The sequence below is a fragment of the Simplicispira sp. GW247-4R2A genome (assembly GCF_059424465.1).
Map to the genome: position 1 here is coordinate 1 of NZ_JBWKZM010000042.1, position 24,745 is coordinate 24,745.

Annotated in this window: 18 protein-coding genes and 5 tRNA genes; 16 read left to right on the forward strand and 7 right to left on the reverse strand. The window is 63.3% G+C overall.

Annotated elements, in window-relative coordinates:
* Positions 1–122: 122 nt before the first annotated feature.
* From AC07ZH_RS19840 to AC07ZH_RS19900, 13 genes are all read left to right on the forward strand, one after another.
* Positions 123–1,310, forward strand: a complete 1,188-nt coding sequence (locus AC07ZH_RS19840; RefSeq protein WP_495201024.1) for an efflux RND transporter periplasmic adaptor subunit — start codon at positions 123–125, stop codon at positions 1,308–1,310.
* A complete protein-coding gene (locus AC07ZH_RS19845; RefSeq protein WP_495201025.1) occupies positions 1,307–4,495 on the forward strand; it encodes an efflux RND transporter permease subunit in 3,189 nt (1,062 codons plus the stop codon). Before AC07ZH_RS19840 ends, AC07ZH_RS19845 begins: the two co-directional genes overlap by 4 nt.
* Positions 4,496–4,584: 89 nt before the next feature.
* Positions 4,585–4,671 (forward strand) — tRNA-Leu (locus AC07ZH_RS19850).
* 78 nt (positions 4,672–4,749) lie between these two features.
* Positions 4,750–6,063: a trigger factor gene (gene tig, locus AC07ZH_RS19855; RefSeq protein ID WP_495201026.1), complete on the forward strand. Its 1,314-nt coding sequence runs from the start codon at positions 4,750–4,752 to the stop codon at positions 6,061–6,063.
* Positions 6,064–6,177: 114 nt separating this feature from the next.
* Positions 6,178–6,786 carry an ATP-dependent Clp endopeptidase proteolytic subunit ClpP gene (clpP, locus tag AC07ZH_RS19860; protein WP_495201027.1) on the forward strand — a complete coding sequence of 203 codons (609 nt, stop codon included), beginning with the start codon at positions 6,178–6,180 and terminating at the stop codon, positions 6,784–6,786.
* Positions 6,787–6,890: 104 nt separating this feature from the next.
* Positions 6,891–8,156 (forward strand): ATP-dependent Clp protease ATP-binding subunit ClpX, encoded by a 1,266-nt coding sequence (gene clpX, locus AC07ZH_RS19865; RefSeq protein WP_119108096.1) that lies wholly within the window; start codon positions 6,891–6,893, stop codon positions 8,154–8,156.
* A 77-nt stretch (positions 8,157–8,233) separates the two neighbouring features.
* Complete coding sequence (gene lon, locus AC07ZH_RS19870; protein WP_495201028.1) at positions 8,234–10,666, forward strand: endopeptidase La; 2,433 nt, start codon at positions 8,234–8,236, stop codon at positions 10,664–10,666.
* 86 nt (positions 10,667–10,752) lie between these two features.
* Positions 10,753–10,828 (forward strand) — tRNA-Gly (locus AC07ZH_RS19875).
* A gap of 55 nt (positions 10,829–10,883) precedes the next feature.
* Positions 10,884–10,957: transfer RNA gene (locus tag AC07ZH_RS19880), tRNA-Cys, on the forward strand.
* Positions 10,958–11,064: 107 nt separating this feature from the next.
* Positions 11,065–11,140: transfer RNA gene (locus AC07ZH_RS19885), tRNA-Gly, on the forward strand.
* A 131-nt stretch (positions 11,141–11,271) separates the two neighbouring features.
* A tRNA-Leu gene (locus AC07ZH_RS19890) sits at positions 11,272–11,363 on the forward strand.
* 12 nt (positions 11,364–11,375) lie between these two features.
* Complete coding sequence (locus AC07ZH_RS19895; protein WP_119108094.1) at positions 11,376–12,008, forward strand: DUF6806 family protein; 633 nt, start codon at positions 11,376–11,378, stop codon at positions 12,006–12,008.
* Between the two features lie 54 nt (positions 12,009–12,062).
* The gene (locus AC07ZH_RS19900) at positions 12,063–12,587 is read left to right on the forward strand and encodes a M48 metallopeptidase family protein (protein ID WP_119108093.1); all 525 of its coding nucleotides are present in this window, start codon (positions 12,063–12,065) and stop codon (positions 12,585–12,587) included.
* Positions 12,588–12,648: 61 nt separating this feature from the next.
* Here AC07ZH_RS19900 and murI read toward each other — a convergent pair whose 3' ends face one another.
* Positions 12,649–13,509, reverse strand: coding sequence for a glutamate racemase (gene murI, locus AC07ZH_RS19905; protein ID WP_495201038.1), 861 nt, complete (start codon positions 13,507–13,509; stop codon positions 12,649–12,651).
* Between the two features lie 34 nt (positions 13,510–13,543).
* Positions 13,544–15,091 carry a fumarate hydratase gene (locus tag AC07ZH_RS19910; protein ID WP_495201029.1) on the reverse strand — a complete coding sequence of 516 codons (1,548 nt, stop codon included), beginning with the start codon at positions 15,089–15,091 and terminating at the stop codon, positions 13,544–13,546.
* Positions 15,092–15,277: 186 nt separating this feature from the next.
* Between AC07ZH_RS19910 and fumC the strand changes: the two genes are divergently transcribed.
* Both fumC and AC07ZH_RS19920 read left to right on the forward strand, forming a co-directional pair.
* On the forward strand, positions 15,278–16,672 hold the full coding sequence (fumC, locus tag AC07ZH_RS19915) for a class II fumarate hydratase (RefSeq protein WP_495201030.1): 1,395 nt from the start codon (positions 15,278–15,280) through the stop codon (positions 16,670–16,672).
* Between the two features lie 108 nt (positions 16,673–16,780).
* Complete coding sequence (locus tag AC07ZH_RS19920) at positions 16,781–17,035, forward strand: DUF2249 domain-containing protein (protein ID WP_495201031.1); 255 nt, start codon at positions 16,781–16,783, stop codon at positions 17,033–17,035.
* 90 nt (positions 17,036–17,125) lie between these two features.
* Here AC07ZH_RS19920 and mnmH read toward each other — a convergent pair whose 3' ends face one another.
* Positions 17,126–18,208 carry a tRNA 2-selenouridine(34) synthase MnmH gene (gene mnmH / locus AC07ZH_RS19925; RefSeq protein ID WP_495201032.1) on the reverse strand — a complete coding sequence of 361 codons (1,083 nt, stop codon included), beginning with the start codon at positions 18,206–18,208 and terminating at the stop codon, positions 17,126–17,128.
* Between the two features lie 66 nt (positions 18,209–18,274).
* Between mnmH and selD the strand changes: the two genes are divergently transcribed.
* The gene (gene selD, locus AC07ZH_RS19930) at positions 18,275–19,354 is read left to right on the forward strand and encodes a selenide, water dikinase SelD (protein ID WP_495201033.1); all 1,080 of its coding nucleotides are present in this window, start codon (positions 18,275–18,277) and stop codon (positions 19,352–19,354) included.
* Positions 19,355–19,367: 13 nt separating this feature from the next.
* On the opposite strand, the gene AC07ZH_RS19935 is transcribed toward selD, so the two are convergent.
* From AC07ZH_RS19935 to AC07ZH_RS19950, 4 genes are read right to left on the reverse strand one after another with little or no spacing between them, the layout of a single operon-like run.
* Positions 19,368–20,003 (reverse strand): riboflavin synthase, encoded by a 636-nt coding sequence (locus tag AC07ZH_RS19935; RefSeq protein WP_495201034.1) that lies wholly within the window; start codon positions 20,001–20,003, stop codon positions 19,368–19,370.
* 47 nt (positions 20,004–20,050) lie between these two features.
* Positions 20,051–21,169 carry a bifunctional diaminohydroxyphosphoribosylaminopyrimidine deaminase/5-amino-6-(5-phosphoribosylamino)uracil reductase RibD gene (gene ribD, locus AC07ZH_RS19940; protein WP_495201035.1) on the reverse strand — a complete coding sequence of 373 codons (1,119 nt, stop codon included), beginning with the start codon at positions 21,167–21,169 and terminating at the stop codon, positions 20,051–20,053.
* A 25-nt stretch (positions 21,170–21,194) separates the two neighbouring features.
* Positions 21,195–21,638 carry a type IV pilin protein gene (locus tag AC07ZH_RS19945; RefSeq protein WP_495201036.1) on the reverse strand — a complete coding sequence of 148 codons (444 nt, stop codon included), beginning with the start codon at positions 21,636–21,638 and terminating at the stop codon, positions 21,195–21,197.
* A 14-nt stretch (positions 21,639–21,652) separates the two neighbouring features.
* Complete coding sequence (locus tag AC07ZH_RS19950; RefSeq protein ID WP_495201037.1) at positions 21,653–24,586, reverse strand: pilus assembly protein; 2,934 nt, start codon at positions 24,584–24,586, stop codon at positions 21,653–21,655.
* Between the last annotated feature and the right edge of the window lie 159 nt (positions 24,587–24,745).

Here is a 24,745-nt window from a genome sequence, read left to right on the forward strand (position 1 = left end):
GGGTTGGGGCTGGGGTCTAGCGGCACCCAGCGATTGTCGCCTGCAGTTTTTGCGCAAGGGTATTGATAACTAACCAGTCAGTCAGTAATAATGCGCAACTCAAACAACACGCATTCCCATCCATGTCGCATCCACACGCCGCCACCCGCGGGCGCTTTTCGGCGCTTGTGCTCTTCTCGTCGGTGCTGGCGCTGGGTGCCTGCTCGCGCAGCGAGCCACCGCCCGAGCCGATTCGTGCCGTCAAGTTGTTAACCGTAGGGGTCAGCCCGCTGACGGCACAGGTGGAATATGCCGGCGAGGTGCGGGCGCGCACCGAGTCGCGCCTGGGGTTTCGTGTGCCCGGCAAGATATTGCAGCGCCAGGCCGAGCTGGGCCAGCGCGTGCGCGCCGGGCAATTGCTGGCGCAACTCGATCCGCGCGATTTCGAGCTCGCCGCCACGGCGGCGCGCGCGCAGGTGAGCGCGGCGCAGACGCAGCGCGATCTGACGGCTGCCGACGCCAGGCGCTACGAAGCGCTCAAGGCGCAGAACTTCATCAGCGGCGCCGAGCTTGAGCGCCGTGAGGCGTCGCTCAAGGCCGCGCAGGCGTCGCTCCAGCAGGCCCAGGCGCAGGCGGCGTCGCAAGGCAACCAGGCGGCGTACACCCGGTTGGTGGCCGATGCCGATGGCGTGGTGACCGGCATCGATGCCGAGCCCGGCCAGGTCGTGGCCGCAGGCGCCAGCGTGGTGCGCCTGGCGCGCGACGGCGCCCGCGACGTGGTGTTTTCCGTGCCCGAGGACAAGGTGGGTCGCCTGGCGGTTGGTCAGGTGCTCACCGTACACAACTGGGCGGGTGGCGAGCCACTGTCGGCCACGGTGCGGGAGGTGGCGGCCAGTGCCGACCCGGCGACGCGCACCTTTGCCGTCAAGGCGGCCCTCGCGGGCGACAAGGTCCCGCCGCTCGGGGCGACGGTCAGCGTGCTTCCGCCCGCACTCTCGGCGCAGGGGGTGCAGGCCATCCTGCTGCCCACCACCGCGCTCATGCAAAACGGCGGCGGCACAGCGGTGTGGGTGTTCGATGCCGCCAGCAGCACGGTGCGCGCGCAGCCGGTGCAGGTGGCCACGGCCGACGGCAACCAGGCGGTGATCGCCAGCGGCCTGGCGCCGGGCATGCAGGTGGTGGCCACGGGGGTGCATGTGCTCTCGCCCGGCCAGAAGGTGACGATTTATCAGGAAAAATACGCTCCAGCGCAGACACGACAAGCGCCAGCAGCTACTGAAGTGATAGTGAATCAACCCCTGCCCGCAGCTTCCGCTGCCGCCAAGCCATGAGCGCCGGCGTGCCCTCGGGCGAGCCCACAGCCAGATTCAACCTGTCGAAATGGGCGCTGGACCACCCGGCGCTGACCCGCTACCTGATGGTGGTGCTGCTGCTGATGGGGGTGCTGGCCTACTTTCAGCTCGGGCAGGACGAAGACCCGCCGTTTACCTTTCGCGCCATGGTGGTGCGCACCTACTGGCCCGGCGCCACGGCGCAGCAGGTGGCCGAGCAGGTGACCGACAAGCTCGAGCGCACGCTGCAAGAAGTGCAATATGCCGACAAGATCCGCAGCTACTCCAAGCCGGGCGAGTCGCAGATCATTTTTCAGATCAAGGATTCGTCCAAGCCGAGCGAGGTGGCGGGCGTCTGGTACGCCGTGCGCAAGAAGATCGGTGACATGCGCTATACCCTGCCGCAGGGCGTGCAAGGGCCGTTCTTCAACGACGATTTCGGCGACGTCTATGGCGTGATCTACGCGCTGGAGGCCGAAGGCTTCAGCATGGCCGAATCCAAGGTTTTTGCCGACGACGTGCGCCAGCAACTGCTGCGCGTGCCCGACGTGGCCAAGGTGGAGCTCTTTGGCGATCAGGACGAAAAACTCTACATCGAGGTCTCGCAAAAGCGCCTGGCGGAGCTCGGCCTCGACATGAACCAGGTGCTGGCGCAATTGGGCCAGCAGAACGCAGTGGAAAGTGCCGGCGTGGTGCAGACGCCGACCGACCAACTGCAGGTGCGCGTGCAAGGGCAGTTCCACGCCATTGAAGACCTGCGCGCCATGCCGATTCGCGCCGCATCGGGCCGGCAACTGCGCCTGGCCGACATTGCCGAAGTGCGGCGCGGCTATGTGGACCCGCCCACGGTGAAGGTGCGGCACGACGGCCAGCAGGTGATTGCGATTGGCATCTCCATGGCCAAGGGGGGCGACATCATTGCGCTGGGCAAAGCCCTGCACGCGGCCGTGGCCCGCATCGACACGCAATTGCCCGCCGGTGTGCGGCTCGTGAATGTGGAGGACCAGCCCAAGTCGGTCGCCAGTTCGGTGAACGAGTTTGTCGGCGCGCTGGTCGAGGCCGTGGTGATCGTGCTGATCGTCAGCTTCATCAGCCTGGGCCTGCACCAACGCAGCGGCGAGCAGCGCTGGTGGCGCCGCTGGTACGTGGACCCGCGACCGGGCCTGGTGGTGGGCATCACCATTCCGCTGGTGCTGGCCGTCACGTTCCTGGCCATGCACTACTGGGATATTGGCCTGCACAAAATATCGCTGGGCTCGCTCATCATTGCGCTGGGCCTGCTGGTGGACGACGCCATCATTGCCGTCGAGATGATGGTGCGCAAGCTGGAAGAGGGCTACGACAAGGTGCGCGCCGCGACCTTCGCCTACGAAATCACCGCCATCCCCATGCTGACGGGCACCTTGATCACCGCCACCGGTTTTCTGCCCATTGGCCTGGCCAAGTCGATGACGGGCGAGTACACCTTCGCCATTTTTGCCGTCACCGTCATTGCGCTGGTGATCTCGTGGGTGGTGTCGGTGTATTTCGTGCCCTACCTGGGCACCTTGCTGCTGAAAACCCCGGCGCATGTGCAGCCGTGTTCGGCAGCCGGTGAGCTGTCGCTGGACCCGCACGAGGTGTTCGACAGCGCTTTCTACAACAGCTTTCGGCGCGCCGTGCACTGGTGCGTGGAGCACCGCTGGATCACCATAGCCGTGACGTTGGCGATCTTTGCGCTGGGCATCGTGGGCATGGGCCGGGTGCAGCAGCAGTTTTTCCCCGATTCGAGCCGGCCGGAAATTATGGTCGACGTGTGGTTCCCCGAAGGCACCTCGCTCGCCGGCAATGAGGCAGTGACCAAGCGCGTGGAAGCGCGGCTGCGGTCCGAGCCGGGGGTGGCCAGCGTCAGCACCTGGGTGGGCTCGGGCGTGCCGCGCTTCTATCTGCCGCTGGACCAGGTGTTTCCGCAGACCAATGTGTCGCAGTTCATCGTGGTCGCGCGCGACCTGAAGGTGCGTGAGAAGCTGCGCGTCGCTTTCCCGGCGCTCTTGGCCACCGAGTTCCCCGAGGTACGCGGCCGCGTCAAGCTGCTGCCCAACGGCCCGCCCGTGCCCTACCCGGTGCAGTTCCGTGTCATTGGCCCCGACCCGGCGCAGTTGCGCGTGCGCGCCGACGAGGTCAAGGCCGCACTGCGCGCCTCCCCCCAGATGCGCGGCGTGAACGACAACTGGAACGAGTCGGTCAAGGTCATGCGGCTTGACGTGGACCAGGCCAAGGCGCGGGCGCTGGGCGTCACCAGCCAGTCCATCGCCCAGGCGTCGCGTGTGATGCAGTCGGGCATGCCGGTGGGGCAGTACCGCGAGGGCGACAAGCTCATTGATATCGTGCTGCGCCAGCCAGCGGACGAGCGCAGCGCCATCACCGACATTGCCAACGCCTATTTGCCGACGGCCTCGGGCCAGTCGATTGCGTTGACCCAGATCGCCAAGCCCCGCTTTACCTGGGAACCCGGCGTGATGTGGCGCGAGAACCGCGACTACGCCATCACGGTTCAAGGCGACGTGATGGAAGGCCTGCAAGGCGCCACGGTGACCAACGCGCTGCTGCCGGGCCTGCGCAAGATCGAGAGCGGCTGGCACGCCGCCGGCCAGAACGCCTACCGCATCGAGGTGGCGGGCGCCGTCGAAGAAAGCGCCAAGGGGTCCGATTCGATTGCCGCCGGCTTGCCGGTGATGCTGTTCATCACCTTCACGCTGCTCATGCTGCAACTGCACAGCTTCAGCCGTGCCATGCTGGTGTTCCTGACCGGGCCGCTCGGGATCGCCGGCGTGGCCGGAGCGCTGCTGGTCTTGGGGCGGCCGTTCGGCTTTGTCGCGCTGCTGGGGGTGATTGCGCTCATGGGCATGATCCAGCGCAACTCGGTGATCCTCATCGACCAGATCGAGCAGGACCGTGCCCGCGGTGTGCCCGCGTGGGACGCCATCGTCGAATCGGCCGTGCGCCGCTTGCGCCCCATCGTGCTGACGGCCGCCGCAGCGGTGCTGGCGATGATTCCGCTGTCCCGCAGCGTGTTCTGGGGGCCCATGGCGGTGGCCATCATGGGCGGGCTGATCGTCGCCACGGTGCTTACTTTGCTGGCGCTGCCAGCCATGTACGCAGCGTGGTTTCGGGTGCGCCGCCCCGAGCCCGAGGTGCTTGCGTGAAATGGGTGGGCCCGCGCAGGGTAAAATCGCGGGCTAACCAGTTTCAAGCGGGCGCCGGGAGCATTTTTCGGCGCCTGTCTGTTTGAAGTGCGCGGGTGGCGAAATTGGTAGACGCACCAGGTTTAGGTCCTGACGCCTTCACGGGCGTGCCGGTTCGAGTCCGGCTCCGCGCACCATCTTTGAAAACTTTGCGCACGAGCGCAATACGCGCCGGCTGACACCGGCGCACGAACGAAATTCCTACAGGAGCAGCCATGGCAGTCACCGTTGAAACCCTCGACAAGCTCGAACGCAAGATCACCCTCAATCTGCCCTTGTCGGCTATCCAGGGCGAGGTGGAGGCGCGCCTCAAGCGTCTGGCACGCACCGTCAAGATGGACGGTTTCCGTCCCGGCAAGGTGCCGATGAACGTGGTTTCGCAGCGCTACGGCTATTCGGTGCAGTACGACGTGCTCAACGACAAGGTGGGCGAAGCCTTTGCCCAGGCCGCCAACGAAGCGCAATTGCGTGTGGCGGGCCAGCCGCGCATCACCGAGAAGCAGGATGCACCCGAGGGCGAGGTGTCCTTTGACGCCATCTTCGAGGTCTACCCCGAAGTGAAAATTGGCGACCTGGCGGACGCCGAAGTGGAAAAACTCTCCGCTGAAGTGACCGACAGCGCCATCGACAAGACCGTGGACATCCTGCGCAAGCAGCGCCGCAGCTTCGCCCAGCGCGCGCTGGACGCAGCCGCCCAGGAAGGCGACCGCGTGACGGTGGATTTCGAAGGCAAGATCGATGGCGAAGTCTTTGAGGGCGGCAAGGCCGAAGACTTCCAGTTCCTGGTCGGCGAAGGCCAGATGCTCAAGGAATTCGAAGACGCCGTGCGCGGCATGAAGCCGGGCGAGAGCAAGACCTTCCCGCTGGCCTTCCCCGAGCAGTACCACGGCAAGGACGTGGCCGGCAAGACGGCGGACTTCCTGGTCACGGTCAAGAAGATCGAAGCGGCGCACCTGCCTGAGGTGAACGACGCCCTGGCCAAGTCGCTCGGCATTGCCGACGGCACGGTTGCCGGCCTGCGCGCCGACATCAAGACCAACCTGGAGCGCGAGGTGAAGTTCCGCCTGCTGGCACGCAACAAGCAGGCCGCTATGGACGCGCTGCTGTCCAAGGCCGAGCTTGATTTGCCCAACGCCAGCGTGGAAGCCGAAATCGATCGCCTGCGTGAAGCAGCACGTGCCGACCTCAAGCAGCGCGGCATGAAAGATGCCGACAAGGCCGAGATCCCCGCCGACGTATTCCGCCCCCAGGCAGAGCGCCGCGTGCGCCTGGGTCTGGTGGTCGCCGAACTGGTCAAGGCCAACAGCCTGCACGCCAAGCCCGAGCAGCTCAAAGCCCACATCGACGAGCTGGCCGCCAGCTATGAGAAGCCTGAAGATGTCGTGCGCTGGTACTTTGGCGATCGCCAGCGCCTGGCTGAAGTCGAAGCCGTGGTGATCGAAACCAACGTGGCCGACTATGTGATGGCCAAGGCCAAGGTCAACGGCAAGACCGTCAGCTTCGAGGAGCTGATGGGGCAGCAGGGCTGACCGCAGCCGGCTGCGGGCGCTCGAATGCGAGCGTCAGGTAAATAGGGGCTTGTGCTTTCGGGCACCGGCCCCAATTCGTTTCTGGGTACAGTACCCGCCTGATTTGGAGAAACAATGAGCGCACTGGAAACACAAGCCCTGGGCATGATTCCCATGGTGATCGAGCAGTCGGGCCGTGGCGAGCGGTCCTACGACATTTATTCGCGTCTGCTCAAGGAGCGCGTGATTTTCCTGGTCGGCGAAGTCAACGACCAGACAGCCAATCTGGTGGTGGCGCAGTTGCTGTTCCTGGAGAGCGAAAACCCGGAGAAGGACATTTCGTTCTATATCAACTCCCCGGGTGGCAGCGTGACGGCGGGCATGGCAATTTTTGATACCATGAATTTCATCAAGCCCGATGTCTCGACGCTTTGCTGCGGCTTTGCCGCCAGCATGGGCGCCTTTTTGCTGGCGGCCGGGGCCAAGGGCAAGCGTTTGTCGCTGCCGAACTCGAAAATCATGATCCACCAGGTGCTGGGCGGCACCCGCGGCCAGGCGACGGATATTGAAATCCACGCGCGCGACATTCTGCGCACCAAGGACCAGATGAACCGCATCCTGGCCGAGCGCACCGGTCAGACACTGGAAAAGATCAAGCAAGATACCGAGCGCGATTACTTCCTGACCGCCGATGAAGCCAAGGACTACGGACTGGTCGACCAGGTGATTTCCAAGCGCTCCTGAACGCTTTTCCCTGCTGCTAGAACGGCGTTTCCTGGCTTGGGAAGCGCCGTTTGCATTTGGTTATCATTCCTTTCACTTTTCACCGACTACAAGGCAACGTTCCCATGGCCGAGAAAAAAGGCTCCTCCAGCGAAAAAACGCTTTACTGCTCGTTTTGCGGCAAGAGCCAGCACGAGGTGAAGAAGTTGATCGCCGGACCATCGGTCTTTATTTGCGAAGAATGCATCGACCTGTGCAACGAGATCATCCGCGACGAACTGCCGTCCGCCGATGCCGCGCTGCTGGTCCGCAGCGAACTGCCCACGCCTGCTGATATCAAGGCGAACCTTGACAGCTACGTGATCGGGCAGGAGGTCGCCAAGCGCACGCTGGCGGTGGCGGTGTACAACCACTACAAGCGCCTGCGCTACAAAGACAAGGCAGGCAAGGACGACGTTGAGCTCTCCAAAAGCAATATCTTGCTCATCGGCCCGACGGGTTCGGGCAAGACGCTGCTGGCCCAGACCCTGGCGCGCATGCTCGACGTACCCTTCGTGATGGCGGACGCGACCACGCTGACCGAGGCCGGCTACGTGGGCGAAGACGTCGAAAACATCGTGCAAAAGTTGCTGCAGAGCTGCAATTACGAGGTGGAGCGCGCCCAGCGCGGCATCGTCTACATCGACGAAATTGACAAGATTTCGCGCAAATCCGACAACCCCAGCATCACGCGCGACGTCTCAGGCGAAGGCGTGCAGCAGGCCTTGCTCAAGCTGATTGAAGGCACCATGGCCAGCGTGCCGCCGCAGGGTGGGCGCAAGCACCCGAACCAGGACTTTTTGCAGATCGACACGACCAACATCCTGTTCATCTGCGGCGGCGCCTTTGCCGGTTTGGAAAAAGTCATTGAAAACCGTACCGAGGCGTCTGGCATCGGTTTTGGCGCTGCCGTCAAGAGCAAGAAGCAGCGTGCGCTGTCCGAGGTGTTTCAGGACATCGAGCCGGAAGACCTGATCAAGTTCGGCCTGATCCCCGAATTGGTAGGCCGCATGCCCGTGGTCACGGCGCTCGCCGAGCTGAACGAAGAGGCCCTGGTGCAAATTTTGACGGAGCCCAAGAACGCACTCGTCAAGCAGTACAGCAAGTTGTTGGCGATGGAAGGTGCCGAGCTGGAAATCCGGCCCGCAGCGCTCAAGGCCATCGCACGCAAAGCCCTGGCACGCAAGACTGGCGCGCGCGGTCTGCGCTCCATCCTCGAACAAACGCTCATTGGCACCATGTTCGACCTGCCCAACAGCAGCAACGTGGAAAAGGTCGTTGTGGACGAGTCCACTGTCGAAGAAAACAAGCCGCCGCTACTGGTCTATCGGGAAACCGCAAAAAAAGCGTAAATCACTGGCTGCCCCTCGGGGTGGCTTGAAAACGCGTGTCTGCGGACCATATTCCAGGACTCTTATTAAGGAACCCGATGTCCGGACACCCCCAACTTCCTGCACAAGCGCTGGCGCTGCCGCTGTTGCCGCTGCGCGATGTGGTCGTCTTTCCCCACATGGTGATTCCCCTGTTCGTGGGGCGCGCCAAGAGCATCAAGGCGCTGGAGCTCGCCATGGAGAGCGACCGCCGCATCATGCTGGTCGCCCAAAAGACAGCAGCCAAGGACGAGCCTTCGGTCCACGACATGTTTGCTGTGGGCTGCGTTTCGACCATCCTGCAGATGCTCAAGCTTCCCGATGGCACCGTGAAAGTGCTGGTCGAGGGCCAGCAGCGCGCAAGTGTCGGTGCAATCGAAGACCACGAAACGCACTTCACGGCCACGGTGATGCCACTTGAAACCGTGGACGACGCGGAAAAACCCAGCGAGATCGAGGCATTGCGCCGCGCGGTCATGCAGCAGTTTGACCAGTACGTCAAACTCAACAAGAAGATTCCGCCGGAAATTCTCACCTCGATCTCCAGCATCGACGACCCTGGTCGCCTGGCCGATACGATTGCCGCGCACCTGCCTCTCAAGCTTGAGAACAAGCAGGCCGTGCTGGATCTTTCCGAGATCAAAGGGCGGCTGGAAAACCTGTTCGAGCAGCTCGACCGCGAGGTGGACATCCTCAACGTGGACAAGAAGATCCGCGGCCGCGTCAAGCGCCAGATGGAAAAGAACCAGCGCGACTTCTACCTGAACGAGCAGGTCAAGGCCATTCAGAAAGAACTGGGCGAAGGCGAAGAAGGCGCCGATCTTGACGAAGTCGAGAAGAAGATCCAGCTCGCCAAGATGCCGGCCGAGGCGCGCAAGAAGGCCGAGAGCGAGCTCAAGAAGTTGCGGCTGATGTCGCCCATGTCCGCCGAGGCTACGGTGGTGCGCAACTACATCGACGTGCTCACAGCGCTGCCGTGGAGCAAGAAAACCAAGATCAAGCACGATCTGGGCAATGCCGAAGAAGTGCTGAACGAAGACCATTACGGCCTGGACAAGGTCAAGGACCGCATCCTTGAATACCTTGCTGTGCAGCAGCGGGTGGACAAGGTGAAGGCGCCCATCCTGTGCCTGGTCGGGCCACCTGGCGTGGGCAAGACCTCGCTCGGCCAGTCGATCGCCAAGGCCACCGGGCGCAAGTATGTGCGCGTGGCGCTGAGCGGCATGCGCGACGAAGCGGAGATTCGCGGTCACCGGCGCACCTACATCGGTGCGATGCCGGGCAAGGTGCTGCAAAGCCTCTCCAAGGTCGGTACGCGCAACCCGCTGTTCCTGCTCGACGAGATCGACAAGCTCGGAACAGACTTCCGCGGCGACCCATCGAGCGCGCTGCTCGAAGTGCTGGACCCCGAGCAGAACCACACCTTTGGCGACCACTATGTCGAGGTTGATTTCGACCTGAGCGACGTGATGTTCGTCGCCACGTCGAACTCCATGAACATTCCCTCGGCCCTGCTGGACCGCATGGAGGTGATTCGCCTCTCGGGCTACACCGAGGACGAGAAGATCAATATCGCCATGAAGTACCTGCTGCCCAAGCAGATGAAGAACAACGGCGTGAAGGACGAAGAGCTCGAAATCACGGAATCCGCCGTGCGCGACATGGTGCGCTACTACACCCGCGAAGCCGGCGTGCGCTCGCTGGAGCGCGACCTCTCCAAGGTGTGCCGCAAGGTCGTCAAGGGCCTGCTGCTCAAGAACATGGAACCGCTCGTGGTTGTCAACGCCGACAACCTGCCTGATTTTCTGGGCGTGCGCAAGTACACCTATGGCCGGGCGGAAGAGCAGAACCAGGTGGGCCAGGTGGTTGGTCTGGCGTGGACCGAAGTGGGTGGCGACCTGTTGACCATAGAAGCCGCCACCATGCCCGGCAAAGGCGTGATCACGCGCACCGGTTCGCTGGGCGATGTGATGAAGGAGTCGGTCGAGACGGCACGCACCGTGGTGCGCAGTCGGGCACGGGCCCTGGGCATCAAGGACGAGGTTTTTGAAAAGCGCGACGTGCACATCCATGTACCCGACGGTGCAACGCCCAAGGACGGACCGAGTGCTGGCGCTGCCATGGCAACCGCGTTCGTCTCGGCCCTGACCGGTATTCCGGTGCGCGGCGACGTTGCCATGACCGGCGAGATCACGCTGCGTGGGGAGATCACGGCGATCGGTGGCCTCAAGGAAAAGCTGCTTGCGGCGCTGCGCGGCGGCATCAAGACGGTGCTGATCCCGCAGGAAAACATGAAGGATCTGCAGGAAATCCCCGCCAATGTGAAGAGGGATCTCGAGATTGTCCCGGTGAAGTGGATTGACCAGGTGCTGGATTTGGCGCTTGAGCGCAAGCCTGTCCCGCTGACGGACGAAGAGGTGGCTGCGGCCAGCGTAGCGGCGGAGCGGGCGGCGCAGGCGCAGGCGCCGATCGAGGGAGCCGTAAAACACTGATACCGAGGTGGCGCAGGGCCCAAAACTTGCGCTACAATTTCACCCATCGCAGCGTTTTTGTTCTAGAATAATAGGCTGCAGAAAACGCGGGAATAGCTCAGTTGGTAGAGCGCAACCTTGCCAAGGTTGAGGTCGAGAGTTCGAGACTCTTTTCCCGCTCCAGGTTTTGGCGAAAAAGGGAAGCGTCCGCTTCCCTTTTTTGTGGTGGCGAAAATTGGGCGCGGTAGCAAAGCGGTTATGCCCCGGATTGCAAATCCGGTTAGTCCGGTTCGACTCCGGACCGCGCCTCCAGGGCTCTGGTTTTTTCTTGTTTTTCCAGTCGATGTGGAAAAGTGAGTTATAATTGAAAGCTGTCAAACTTTCGAAGCTTTAGGGTATTCGGTAGTCAAGCAGGTCATGCGGGAATAGCTCAGTTGGTAGAGCGCAACCTTGCCAAGGTTGAGGTCGAGAGTTCGAGACTCTTTTCCCGCTCCAATTTCAAAAAGGGAAGCTGCAAGGCTTCCCTTTTTTCTTGCCTGTCTCAAAAACGAATGCATCTGGAGCGCAGGACTCATTGCGCGGCTGTGGCTGCGGCGTTACGCTGCAGTCGGCTTGGGCAATCGAGCGCCCCGATGGTGAAATTGGTAGACACTGCGGACTTAAAATCCGCCGCTTCTCGCAAGAGGGCGTGCCGGTTCGACCCCGGCTCGGGGCACCACCAGGATCAACAATGTCTAATTTCAACGCTCCCCTCGAAATCCACCTGCACGGCGACGTGTCGCTCCGTGCAGATGTGGCCTATGAGCAGCTGCAAGAGGCGCTCAAACCCCTCTGGAAGTATGCTGGTGCCCGCTCGCTTGCCGATGGCGCTGCCAGCGCGTACGAAGAAGAGCCCGGCATTGAGTTCGACGCCAAGCGCCATACGCTGCAGATGTGCTGGACGGTGCGCGGTGACGACGATTTCCGCCAGTCGCTTGACGAAATGTGCATGAACCTCAACGAGCTGGCCGAGCAAGGGGCTGCGCTTGAAGTGACGTTCTACGACGTCGAATTCGATGAGGACGATGAAGAGGAAGAAGGCGATTCGCGCGACGACTTCACCATTGTGTTTGTCGGCCCGACCCCGGCCGCCATCATGCAGGTGCAACGCGACCTGCTGGTGCAGGACGTGGTCAACACCATGGAGCGCCATTTCGACGGCGCAGAGCTGGGCGGCGTTGTGGCCGAGATCGACAAGTTGTTCACGCAGCGCTTTGACGCCCTTGTGAACTCGCTCGAAATCGGCAAGCCGCCGCGCGGCCCCGGCGGCGCGGGGGGCAGCCATGGCGGCAGCGGTGGCCGCCGGCCGCGCCATCTGCACTGATTCTTCCCCTGAAAGCGCTGACCGCAGCCCTGCGGCCAGCCACTCTGAACGGCCATGCACAGCGACTTGCCCTATCTGCGCGCCTACCCGCAGGCCCTGCAGGACCAGGTGCGTGGTCTGCTGGGTGAGGGCGGCAGCGGCCTGGCCGTGCTGCTGCTGCGCAAGTACCCGCAGGCCCATGGCGTGCGCACCGACAAGGCGCTGTACCACTACACCACCGAGCTGAAGAACCGCTATCTGCGCAATGCCGATGCGATCAACAAGGTGTTGTTCGACAACAAGATCCACGTGGTGCGCAACGCGCTGGGCTTGCACACCAGCGTCTCGCGCGTGCAGGGCGGCAAGCTGGCGGCCAAGCACGAGATCCGCGTGGCCGCGATGTTCAAGCAGGCGCCCGACGAGTTCCTGCGCATGATCGTGGTCCACGAGCTGGCCCACCTGCGCGAGCGCGAGCACAACAAGGCCTTCTACCAGCTGTGCGTGCACATGGAGCCGGCCTACCACCAGTACGAGTTGGACCTGCGCCTCTACCTCACGCACATCGAGCGCGCAGGCGAGCGCCTGTGGGCGGCCGCATAACCTCTATTTTGATAGCTGCCAGCGCTTACTGGGTAAGCGTTTGAGGCCGATTTAACCAGAATTAGACGCTGGGCACGGCAATGCTGTGGCAGCACGCTGCCGGCAGCTGCAGCCAGCGTGCTGCGGCGGTTTGCAGCTGTGCCAGCGGCCCGGTGGTCATGAGCAGGGGCGCAGCCGCCACCGCGCTCTCCGGCGCCAGGGCGCCGGCGGCTTGCAGCAGGCGCCGCGTCTGGCGCGCCACGGGTTCGCCGGTGGAGATCATTTGCACCTGCGGGCCGAGCAGCGCGCGCAGCTCGTGCTGCACGAACACATAGTGCGTGCAGCCCAGCACCAGGGTGTCGATCTCGCCCGGCTTGTTGCCAAAACGGCCCATGGCGCCCGTGTAGCGTGTGCACAGCGCTCTTGTTTCTGTAGCAAACGGGTCGCTGGGCAGGTCTTGCGCGGTGCTGCGCTCGATCGCATGGGCCAGGCCGTCGCAGGGCTGCACCGTGAACTCTGCCTGCCCCTGCAGCGAGGCCAGCAGCTTGGCGAACTTGGCGCTGGTCAGCGTGCCGCGCGTGCCGATGACGCCAATGTGCCCGGTCTGGCTGAGCGCCACGGCCGGCTTGAGTGCTGGTTCGACGCCGACCAACGGCAGATCGGGGCGGCGCGCGCGCACTTCATGGATGGCGGCGGCGGTAGCGGTGTTGCAGGCCACGACCAGCGCCTTGATGTGGTGCTGCGTGCTCAGGTACGCGGTGATGGCATGGGTGCGCGCCGCGACGAAGACATCGCCGCGCGCGTCGCCGTAGGGCGCATTGGCGCTGTCGGCCAGGTAGACGAAGCGCTCGTGCGGCAGCTCGGCGCGCAGGGCTTGCAGCACGCTGAGGCCGCCGACGCCGCTGTCGAAGACGCCTATGGGTGCATCGGACGCAGCGGCCACGGAAGAGGGCGCGGACACGCCGGACTGACCCCGTTCAGGCGCTCGTCAGCTCGATGAATTCACCGGCTGCGATGCGCTTTTGCCATGCGGCCGGGCCGGTGGTATGGACGCTGGTGCCGCCTGCATCGACGGCCACGGTGACGGGCATGTCGACCACGTCGAACTCGTAGATGGCTTCCATGCCCAGGTCTTCAAAGCCCACGACCTTCGCGTGCTTGATGGCCTTGGAGACCAGATAGGCGGCGCCGCCCACGGCCATGAGGTAGGCCGACTTGTGGTTCTTGATGGCTTCGATGGCCACCGGGCCGCGCTCGGACTTGCCGATCATGGCGATCAGGCCGGTTTGCGCCAGCATCATCTCGGTGAACTTGTCCATGCGCGTGGCCGTGGTCGGGCCTGCAGGGCCGACGACTTCGTCGCGCACCGGGTCCACCGGGCCCACGTAGTAGATGACGCGGTTGGTGAAGTCGACGGGCAGCTTCTCGCCCTTGGCCAGCATCTCCTGAATGCGTTTGTGCGCGGCGTCGCGCCCCGTGAGCATCTTGCCGTTGAGCAGCAGCGTTTCACCGGGCTTCCAGCTTGCCACCTCGGCAGGGGTCAGTGCATTGAGGTCGATGCGCCGGCTCTTTTGCGTGTCGGGCAGCCATTGCACCTTGGGCCAGAGGTCGAGCGACGGTGGATCGAGGTAGACCGGGCCCGAGCCGTCCATGACGAAATGCGCGTGGCGCGTGGCGGCGCAGTTGGGGATCATGGCCACGGGCTTGCTGGCGGCGTGCGTGGGGTACATCTTGATTTTCACGTCGAGCACGGTGGTCAGGCCGCCCAGGCCTTGCGCGCCAATGCCCAGGGCGTTGACCTTGGTGAACAGCTCCAGGCGCAACTCCTCGGTTTGCGTCAGCGGCTCGCCGCGCGAGGACTTGGCCTGCAGCTCGTACATGTCCAGGTCGTCCATCAGGCTTTGCTTGGCCATCAGCACGGCCTTTTCCGCCGTGCCGCCGATGCCGATGCCCAGCATGCCCGGCGGGCACCAGCCGGCGCCCATGGTGGGCACGGTTTTGAGCACCCAGTCGATCACGCTGTCGCTGGGGTTGAGCATGATCATCTTGCTTTTGTTTTCCGAGCCGCCGCCCTTGGCCGCGACGGTGATGTCGAGTTTGCCGCCCGGCACGATCTCGGTGACGATGACGGCCGGCGTGTTGTCCTTGGTGTTCTTGCGGGCAAACAGCGGGTCGGCCACGATGCTGGCGCGCAAGGTGTTGTCCGGGTGGTTGTAGCCACGGCGTACGCCTTCGTTGATGGCGTCGTCCAGGCTGCCGGTAAAGCCTTCCCAGCGCACGTCCATGCCGACTTTCAGGAACACGTTGACGATGCCGGTGTCCTGGCAGATGGGCCGGTGGCCGGTGGCGCTCATCTTGCTGTTGGTCAGAATCTGCGCTATCGCATCCTTGGCGGCGGGGCTTTGTTCGCGCTCGTAGGCGCGTGCCAGGTGGGCGATGTAGTCTGCCGGGTGGTAGTAGCTGATGTACTGCAGCGCGGCGGCGACGGATTCGATCAGGTCTTCTTGGCGGATGCTGGTGGTCATGGCGGGGCTGTTGTGGGGTGCGCGAAAAGTTGAAATTATCGCGCTGCCGGCTTGCACGGTCCTGTCGTCCCCGCGGGCGGCGCAGCACTCACCGCACAGCGGCCACCGCGCAGCGAAACCCTTGCGGCGCTATGCTGCGCCCCAGGCCTGCGGCCCCTACCTGCCACGAGAAGGAGTTTGTTCACCATGGAATCCCACCTCCAGGCCACGCGCACCGAGCGCGACACCTTTGGCCCCATTGACGTCCCGGCCGAGCGGCTATGGGGCGCCCAGACGCAGCGCTCGCTGCAGCACTTCGACATCTCGGGCGAGCGCATGGCGCCCGAACTGCTGCGCGCGCTGGCGCAGGTCAAGCGCGCCAGCGCTTACGTGAACCAGTCGCTTGGGCTGCTCGATGCGGCCAAGGCCACGGCCATCGTCGCGGCGGCGGACGAGGTGATCGCCGGCACGCACGCGGGCGAATTCCCGCTCGTTGTCTGGCAGACGGGTTCGGGCACGCAGACCAACATGAACATGAACGAGGTGCTGGCCAACCGCGCCAGCCAGCTGCTTGGCGGCGCGCGCGGCGAGGCGCGGCTGGTGCACCCGAACGACGACGTGAACAAGAGCCAGTCGAGCAACGACGTGTTCCCCACCGCCATGCACGTCGCCGCCATGCACGCGCTGGTGCGCAATCTCCTGCCGGCTTTGCAGGCCCTGCGCACGACGCTGGGGGCCAAGGCCGAGGCGTTTGCCGACATCGTCAAGATCGGCCGCACCCATTTGCAGGATGCGACCCCCATCACCCTCGGCCAGGAAATCTCAGGCTGGGTGGCGCAGTTGCACCACGCCGAGCAGCATGTGCGCGCGGCGCTGCCGCATCTGGGCGAACTGGCGCTGGGCGGCACGGCCGTGGGCACTGGCCTCAATGCGCCCGAGGGCTATGCCCAGGCCGTGGCGCAGGAGCTGGCCGATCTGACCGGTCTGCCGCTCGTCACAGCGCCCAACAAGTTCGAGGCGCTGGCCACGTGCGACGCGCTGGTCAACGCCCACGGCGCCCTCAAGGGCCTCGCCGCCAGTCTGATGAAGATCGCCAACGACGTGCGCTGGCTGGCCAGCGGGCCGCGCAGCGGGCTGGGCGAAATCTCCATTCCCGAGAACGAGCCAGGCTCGTCCATCATGCCCGGCAAGGTGAACCCGACGCAGTGCGAGGCGATGACCATGCTGTGCTGCCAGGTGCTGGGCAACGACGTGGCGATCAACATCGGCGGCGCTTCGGGCAACTTCGAACTCAACGTGTTTCGCCCCATGGTGATCCACAACTTTCTGCAAAGCGTGCGCCTGCTGGCCGACGGCATGGCCAGCTTTGACCACCACTGCGCGCAAGGCATAGAGCCACGGCGCGAGCGCATCACGGAACTGCTGGAACGGTCCTTGATGCTGGTGACCGCCCTGAACCCGCACATCGGCTACGACAAGGCCGCGCAGATCGCCAAGGCCGCGCACAAGGGCGGGTTGAGCCTGCGCGAAGCGGCGGTGGCCAGCGGCCATCTGACCGGGGAGCAGTTCGACGCCTGGGTGCGGCCGCAGGACATGGTGTAGCGGCCAGGCACCATTCGGCCCCATTGCCGGCAGGGCCAACGCAGGCGCGGGTGCCGACCAGCGGTACACTAAAGATTCCTCCTTCATGAATCTTTAAATTCCCGCACCATGAACGCTCACGTCCACACCTCGCCTGACGCCATTTACCCCTTCGATGCACGCGGCGTTGCCAAGCGTTTTCGCCACGCCGCCATCTTTGGTGCGCTCGATTCGCTGCACCCTGGCGAAACCATGCGCTTCGTCAACGACCACGATCCGCTGCCGCTGCTGCAGCAACTGCAGGCACGTTATGGCAGCGCGGTGGAGATCACCTACCAGCAGCGCGACCCAGGCGCCATCGTCATTGACTTCGTTCGGGTGTGAACAACGCTTTTTCGTAACTTGCTATTAATAAATGAGCTGCTAGCGCTTACTGGATAAGCGCTAGCAGCCATTTTTACTTGAAGTTTTCTGTCAAGGAAGTGGCAGTTCAAGAGCCTGTGCAGGCCAAGGCAGGCGCACCACCGCCGCCGCCAGGAGCGCAATGTCCGCCGCAGCCAGCGCCTCGGCGCTCACGCTCAGGCGCTTGGGCCACTGGAACAAATGCGTGCTCTGCGAGCGCGCATACAGCGGGTCGTAGTGCAGCGCCATCAGCTCGCCAAACAGCGGCGCCAGAGCCCGCTCGTGGGCCCAGGCCTGCCAGCGTTCGATGACCTCGCGGCCATGCAGCTCGCGCAGTGCATGCAGTTGCTGGGCCAGCCGCTCGGGGTCGTCGCCCAGGTTGGCGTAGTCGCGCAGCAGAAAATCAAGCCGGGCAGCGGGGCTGGCCACAATCTCCACACAGGGGCTGGCGCGCAGCCGCTGCAGCAGTTCGGGCGGCACGCTGATGCGGCCAATGCGGCTGCTCTCTGCTTCGACGTACACCGGGCGGGCGAGATCAAACGTTTCCATCGCGGCCGCCAGTGCCGTTTCGAACGCCGTCTGCGAGGGCTGTGCCACGCCTGGCCACGCGCCCAGCACCGAACCGCGGTGCCGCGCCAGCGCTTCCAGGTCGAGCACCTGCTCGCCCTGCGCCGCCAGCGCCTCAAGCACCCGTGTCTTGGCGCTGCCGGTGGGGCCGCAGACCACACGCATCTGCAGCTGCGGCGAGAGCACGGCAATCTGCGCCATGACATGGCGCCGCCAGGTCTTGTAGCCGCCGGCAAGTTGCTGCGCGTCCCAGCCCACCATGCGCAGCCAGGTCACCATGGAGCCGCTGCGCATGCCGCCGCGCCAGCAGTACACCAGCGGCTTCCAGCGCGCCGGCTGCTCGGCAAAACGCCCCTGCAAATGCCGCGCCAGGTTGGCCGCTACAAAAGCGCCGCCCACGCGCCGTGCCTCGAACGCGCCTTGCTGCTTGTACAGCGTGCCGACGATGCGGCGCTCGTCGTCGTCCAGCACTGGGCAGTTGATGGCGCCGGGAATGTGGTCAATGGCAAATTCCGCCGGTGAACGGGCGTCGATCACGGTGTCGAACGCATGGCGCTCGGAGACGGGGACGGGGCCGCGGTGGCTCATGAAGGCTCCTGCCAGAAGGGTGAAAGGTGAGGCGTGAATGGAGTGGCTGGCACAATCGGACGCACTATGCAAGCTGTAACCCCGCCTTCCTCCGAACCGGTAAAACTGACCCAATTCGCACATGGTGGGGGCTGCGGCTGCAAGATAGCGCCGGGCCTGCTGCGTGAGATTTTGGCACGCGCGCCACAAGGCATCGTGCCGCCAGAGCTGATGGTCGGCACCGAAACCAGCGACGACGCCGCCGTCTACCGCCTGAACGACCAGCAGGCGCTGGTGGCCACCACCGATTTCTTCACCCCCATCGTCGACGATCCGTTCGACTTCGGCCGCATCGCGGCGACCAATGCGTTGTCCGACATTTACGCCATGGGCGGGCGGCCGATTCTGGCGCTGGCCCTGGTCGGCATGCCGATCGCCAAGCTCCCGCCCGAGGTCATAGGCCGCATTCTGGAAGGGGGCGCCAGCATCTGCCGCGAGGCGGGCATTCCGATCGCCGGCGGGCATTCGATTGATGTGCTCGAACCCATTTATGGCCTGGTGGCGCTGGGCCTGGTCCACCCCGATCAGGTGCGCCGCAACGCCGATGCGCGCGCGGGCGATGTTCTGGTGCTGGGCAAGCCGCTCGGCGTGGGAGTGCTCTCGGCCGCCCTGAAAAAGGGCCTTCTGGAGGCGGACGGCTACGCCGAGATGCTGCGCCATACCACGCAGCTCAACCGCGTGGGTGAGGCCTTGGCGCCCATCGATGGCCTGCACGCCATGACCGACGTCACCGGCTTCGGGCTGGCTGGCCATCTGCTGGAAATCTGCCGCGGCTCGGGCCTCTCGGCACAACTGCGCCTGGGCGAGCTGCCCTTGATCGACGCAGCCCGCCAGTTGGCGCAGTCCGGCATCGCGACCGGTGCTTCGGCCCGCAACTGGGCGGCCTATGGCGAGGAAGTGCTCTGGCCCGAGGCGGCGCCCGAGTGGCAGCGTACGCTGCTCACCGACCCGCAGACCAGCGGTGGCTTGCTGGTGAGTTGCAGCGAAGCGGCCGTGCCCGTGGTGCTTGGCGCCTTCCGCGCTGCGGGTTTTGCGCGGGCCGCAGCCATCGGCCAGATGCAGGCCAATCCTGCAGGGCAGGGCTGCCGGGTCGAGTGTCTGCTTTGAGCCGCGCCCGCTACTACTGGTCGCGCGCAGGCGCAGGGGCATCCATCATCCGCGCCACGTAGCGAGCGATCAGATCGACTTCCAGGTTCACCGGCGAGCCCGCCACCAGCCGCCCCAGCGCGGTGTTTTCGACCGTGTGCGGAATCAGGTTGATGCTGGCTTCGCAGCCCTGCTCCAGGTCGCTGATGCGGTTCACGGTGAGGCTGACGCCGTTGACCGTGATCGAGCCCTTGTAGGCCAGGTAGCGCGCCAGTTCGCGTGGCGCCAGCACCCGCAGCTCCCAGCTCTCGCCCACCGGTGCAAAGTGGCTCACGGTGCCCACCGCATCGACATGGCCGGAGACCAGATGCCCGCCCAGGCGGTCGTTGGCGCGCAAGGCTTTTTCCAGGTTGACGGCGCCAGGCTCCGCCAGGCCCGCCGTCTTGCCGAGCGATTCGGCCGAAATGTCGATGGTGAAACGGCCTGCGCCTGCCTCCAGGTGGGTGACGGTCATGCAGGCGCCGTTGAGCGCAATGCTGTCGCCCAAGGCCACGTCTTCAAGAAAGGCGGGAGAGCATTCCAGCGTCAGGCGCTTGCCGTGGGCGCTGGTGGCGCCCAGCGCCTCGATTTGGGCGATACGGCCCACATGGGTGATGATTCCGGTGAACATGGGGCCGATTGTCGCAGGGGAACGTGGGGCCAGCGTGCCAGGAAGCCTCAGAACTGGTCGCGCCCCGCCACGCGGGCCAGCACGCGCAAGTCCGGCCCCACGCGCTGAAGGTCGCGCCATTCCAGCGCCACACCCTCGCTCAAGGCCGCAAGCGGCGCCATGTCTGCCATGCCGCGCCCTGGTCCGAGCAGCTTGGGTGCGAGGTACAGCAGCAGCTCATCCACCAGGCCCGCCTGCAACAGGGCGCCATTGAGGCGATGTCCCGCCTCCACATGCAGCTCGTTGGTGCCGCGCTGCGCCAGCGCGCGCAGCATGGCGGGCAGGTCCACCCTGCCATTCTGCCCCGGCAGATGCAGCACCGTGGCGCCACGCGCCTCCAGCGCGGCGCAGCGGGCCGAAAAGTTCGAATCAAAAAGGCTCCCAGCGCATATGGTGCATGCGCGGTCAGCTACAAATAGATGAGCGTCTGGAGGCGTTTGCAAACGGCTGTCGAGCACCACCAGCTGCGGCTGGCGCTGTGTAGCGACCTCGCGCACGTCCAGGCGCGGGTTGTCGGCCAGCACCGTGCCAATGCCGGTCAGCACCGCGCAGGCGCGCGCCCGCCAGGCGTGGCCGTCGCTGCGTGCCTCGCGGGAGGTGATCCACTGGCTGGCGCCGTTGGCCAGCGCCGTGGTGCCATCGAGCGACGCTGCCACCTTCATGCGCACCCAGGGCGTGCCACGCAGCATGCGGCTGAAAAAACCGAGGTTGAGTTCACGCGATTCGACGGCGCCAGGCCCCACCTCTACCTCCACCCCCGCAGCGCGCAGGCGGGCAAAGCCCTGGCCGGCGACCAGGGGGTTCGGGTCTTCCAGCGAGGCGACGACCTTGGCGATCCCCGCGGTAATCAGTGCATCACAACAAGGCCCCGTGCGGCCCTGGTGGGCGCAGGGTTCGAGGGTGACGTACGCGGTGGCACCGCGCACGTCCGTGCCGGCGGCCGCCGCGTCGCGCAGCGCCATGACCTCGGCATGCGGGCCGCCCGCTTGCTGGGTGAAGCCCTGGCCGATCACTTGGCCGCCGGGCGTCGCAATCACACAGCCGACACGCGGATTGGGGCTGGAAAGAAAAAGCGCCTGGGCGGCGAGCCCAAGCGCTTGGTTCATGAGGGGCGCGGTGGTTGTCATGGCGCCCCCGATAGTAGCGCGAGGATTACTTGCGCCAGCACTCGTCTACAGTGGCCCCCATGGTTAAGGGTGATGCGCCCCGCACTCCCGTGTTGGTGAGGGTGAAATTGCCGCATTTGTCGCCGACTTGAGGTGTTCCCGCCTTGGGCGTAGCCGTGAGCGTGAAAGAACTCGTAGTCGCCGGATTGAGCGCAATGGTGTAGCGCTTGCTGGCATCTGTGGTCCAGGTCATATTGCTCGGCAGGGTTGTGGGGTAGGTTCCTGTGGCTGTGGCGGCACGCTCCAGCCACTGCTGAGCCTGCAGCAAGCCGGCACGCGCATCGGCCCGGTGTCCGCGCCGGATGTATTCGTTGTAGCTGGGCACCGCAATGGCCGTGAGAATGCCAATGACGGCCACCACGATCATGACCTCAATCAGCGTGAAACCTCGCTGCGCGCGTCGTACGGAGAACCTTGAGTCGGTGGACATGGTAAAGCCCGGTTTCATTGCAGTTGGCGCCAGCTCGGACGCATCGGTTGCTCGGGCATGCGGGCCAATTCGTCGGGCTTGCCGTCACCACCGGTAATCGTGATTTTATCTTTGCCAGTGACGATGTTGATGGCGCCAGGCGGCAAGGTCATGCGTGATGCGCCCTGATCCTTGCTTGCATCGCTGTTGTAAAGGCCGTCCCCATTGGTATCCATCACCTGGACGCTGGGTTTCTTGCCGTCCATGATGTTCATGAGAGTCAGGTAGTCTTTTTCTGGCGTGCCTGCAGGTTCGCAGGATTCATCTGAAGTGCCATTGCCGCCATACGCTGGAGTAGTGGAAAACACCATCAGATTGTTGCTGGCATCGAAGAAACTCATGGGTGCCAATACCCTCTCGCCCGTTACCTGGAAGTTGAAGTACCAGCCCTTGTTCAAAGGCTTGGTGGTGTCGGCGTAATTGACGTCGTGTTGGGTCATTTGCCAGAAGGTGCGTGCGGCGCTCTTGCCCGCGCCGGCAATAGGCCCGCCGGTCATGTCCTGTTGCACCAGGGCTGATGCTGTGACTGCGCTTGGTATGGCACCGCCACCATCGGGATTGGCTGCAGTCTTGGGGGAGGTATTGGTGTTGACGACAACATGGCCAGAATCCAACCGGTATTTGGTGTTGTCGAGCACGGAGTAAACCGTTTGCACGTCCGCACTGCTGCGGTCGTTGTCGGTAAGGTTAACACCGGTGCCGAACGCCACCATCATTCCTCCGGCACCCCGGTCGTTCGCTTTGACCGTAGGGGGGGCCGTGATGGGTTGGCGCTTGCCGAGATAACTGGCAGTAAAGAGAGGTGTGCATACAGCTGTGGTGCAGGGAGTGGTGCTTGCTGTGCCCCAGACCGCAACGCCCCAATTTGAGGCAGAAGTGCTGGTGAGATCAAATTTCCACAGGTTTCCCTTGAGGTCGCCAGCGTAAGCGACATCCACCCGCCCGTCGCTGTCAATATCCACCAGCCTTGGCGCAGAAAGCCCATTGGCGAGCACATTCGTGTCAGTGGTGGTGTTGACAGGGCTGCTTAGTGTCTGAGTGCCCGTGGCGACGATGCGCTTGAGCTCCCTGACACCATTGACTTTGTTGACGTCATCAAGGTACTGAATCAGCAATACGGGCCGTTCATTCTTGCTGTTGTACCCATTGCCCATCACTACCGCCCAGCGGCCATCGTTCAGCTTTGCGATCTGGCTTGCCTTGAACGGATTGGTGTCGTCCACCACGGGGGGCGCAAAAATATGCCCGATGTCCTCATCGTCGCTCGGCGAAGCCAGTGTCTGGCTCGGATTGAGGGTTCTGTCCAGCACCACCAGGTTGCTGGCGTTGGTGGACGTGAAGGTGGACGCCACGCTGCCATCCTTGCTGCCAGGCTGCGTGACATCCAGAACGAAATAGCCCTTTCCTCCGCCTCCCAGCGAGCCCACCAGGAAGGTGCGCCAGTCCGGTGGATTGCCACTGGCCGCCACATCCAAGTCTCCGGTAAACGGGGAACCGTCAACGAAGTAGTGGTGGGTATAACTGGGGTCGCTCAGCTTAGGCAGGTCTGGAATGACTGCCTTGGGAACGTAGGCAAGTTGTTCTTGTCCATTTTTTGCGGAGAAGCCGTGCAACATGCCGTCATTGCCGCCCACGTAGATCATGGGCAGGCGATTTCTTTGGGCAGAAGAGAAAGACTTGTAGCCGGTGAACGAATAGTTGCTGGGAGGAGCACCTACATACCAGACTTTTGAATTGACAATGTCGCCCTGGCGAGAATCGCGCACCCGGAACGGCAGGGAGGTAGTGCCGCCTTCCTTGGTACGGTCACCACGCAGAAAATTCACCCGATCTTGTCCAAGACCGTCAACATTGAGTAGTGTCTTTTGCGCTGCGCTCAATTTTGTGGTGCCGGTGTCCCATTCAAATGAAACGCCTTTGTTGGGTACTTCGTCGTTGGTGGTGAGAACCACACGGGTCGTAATATTCGCCAAATCCAGAAGATTGGCTGTGGTGTTGGGCGTGCCGCCGCCCGTCGTACCCCAATCCGTATTGGGCGTAACGGCTCCCGTTGTGTCGATGGTGCTGGATTTCACATACCCAGACCATCTTTTTGGATCATAACCAGCGGTATACACGTTCAGATCAGTGCGTATATTTGTACTGGCACTCCCGGCCATGCTGGCCACATCCGCCGTATTTGCCAGATTGATATCTTCGACAATTTTCTGAAAGGCTGTCATCAAACTGTACTTGCGACCTGGACCCGTCGGATAAAATTTACCTCGGCTGTTGATGGCTATATGCCAAAGCTCCGCCGGATTATTAGCATTAAGATTTCCGAAGGTGGTTGGAGCCCAGTTAGAGGTTCCATTGACGAGCTTGGAATAGTCTCCCCCAGCACCGTAATTGTCGTCATCTACGGATGACCATTTGGGCTCGCTTGGCCATGTGTAAGCATCTGCTCCAAAGCCGATAGTGTATTGAACCAGGTGTTGCCAGGATGCCGGATCATGCTTGGGGTTCCAGTACCGTTGGAGCGATACGGATCCAACGGTTTCCGTGCTGGGAATCCCGTCGGTCGTGCTCTCCTTGATGTCATTGGAGATACTCGGCTGCAAATCCTCGGACCACATTTTCATGGCCCAATCGGCCAATAAATTTGATAGGTTGTTGGATTTTCCACGGTACACATTGGTTTGGCTGGATGATGTGTCATAGACAGCCCCATCTGGCAGCGTGATATTTTGGTTATCCACATTTCCGGGTAGCACACTGGTGGTATATCCGTTCCATCCACCATCCGTCAGGAAAATATGGTAAGCGCGGCGGCATCCAAGATAAGGAGTTTCTTTTACACCAGGCGTGTAGGCCCAAGGGCTGTTGATGCTCTTGCCGGTTTTCATGTAATCGTACGTCTGCTTCATCATCTTGTGGGATGGTGTGCTATTATTGGCTTTCAGACTTGAAGCAAAAGAGAGAAAATTGGTTCGATGGGTGGTGTCAAGAACCGGCGACCTCAAATCTGAAGTGCAACACCTTCCAGAATTGAGGTATCCATGAGCAAGAAAACATACGAGCAGATCAAA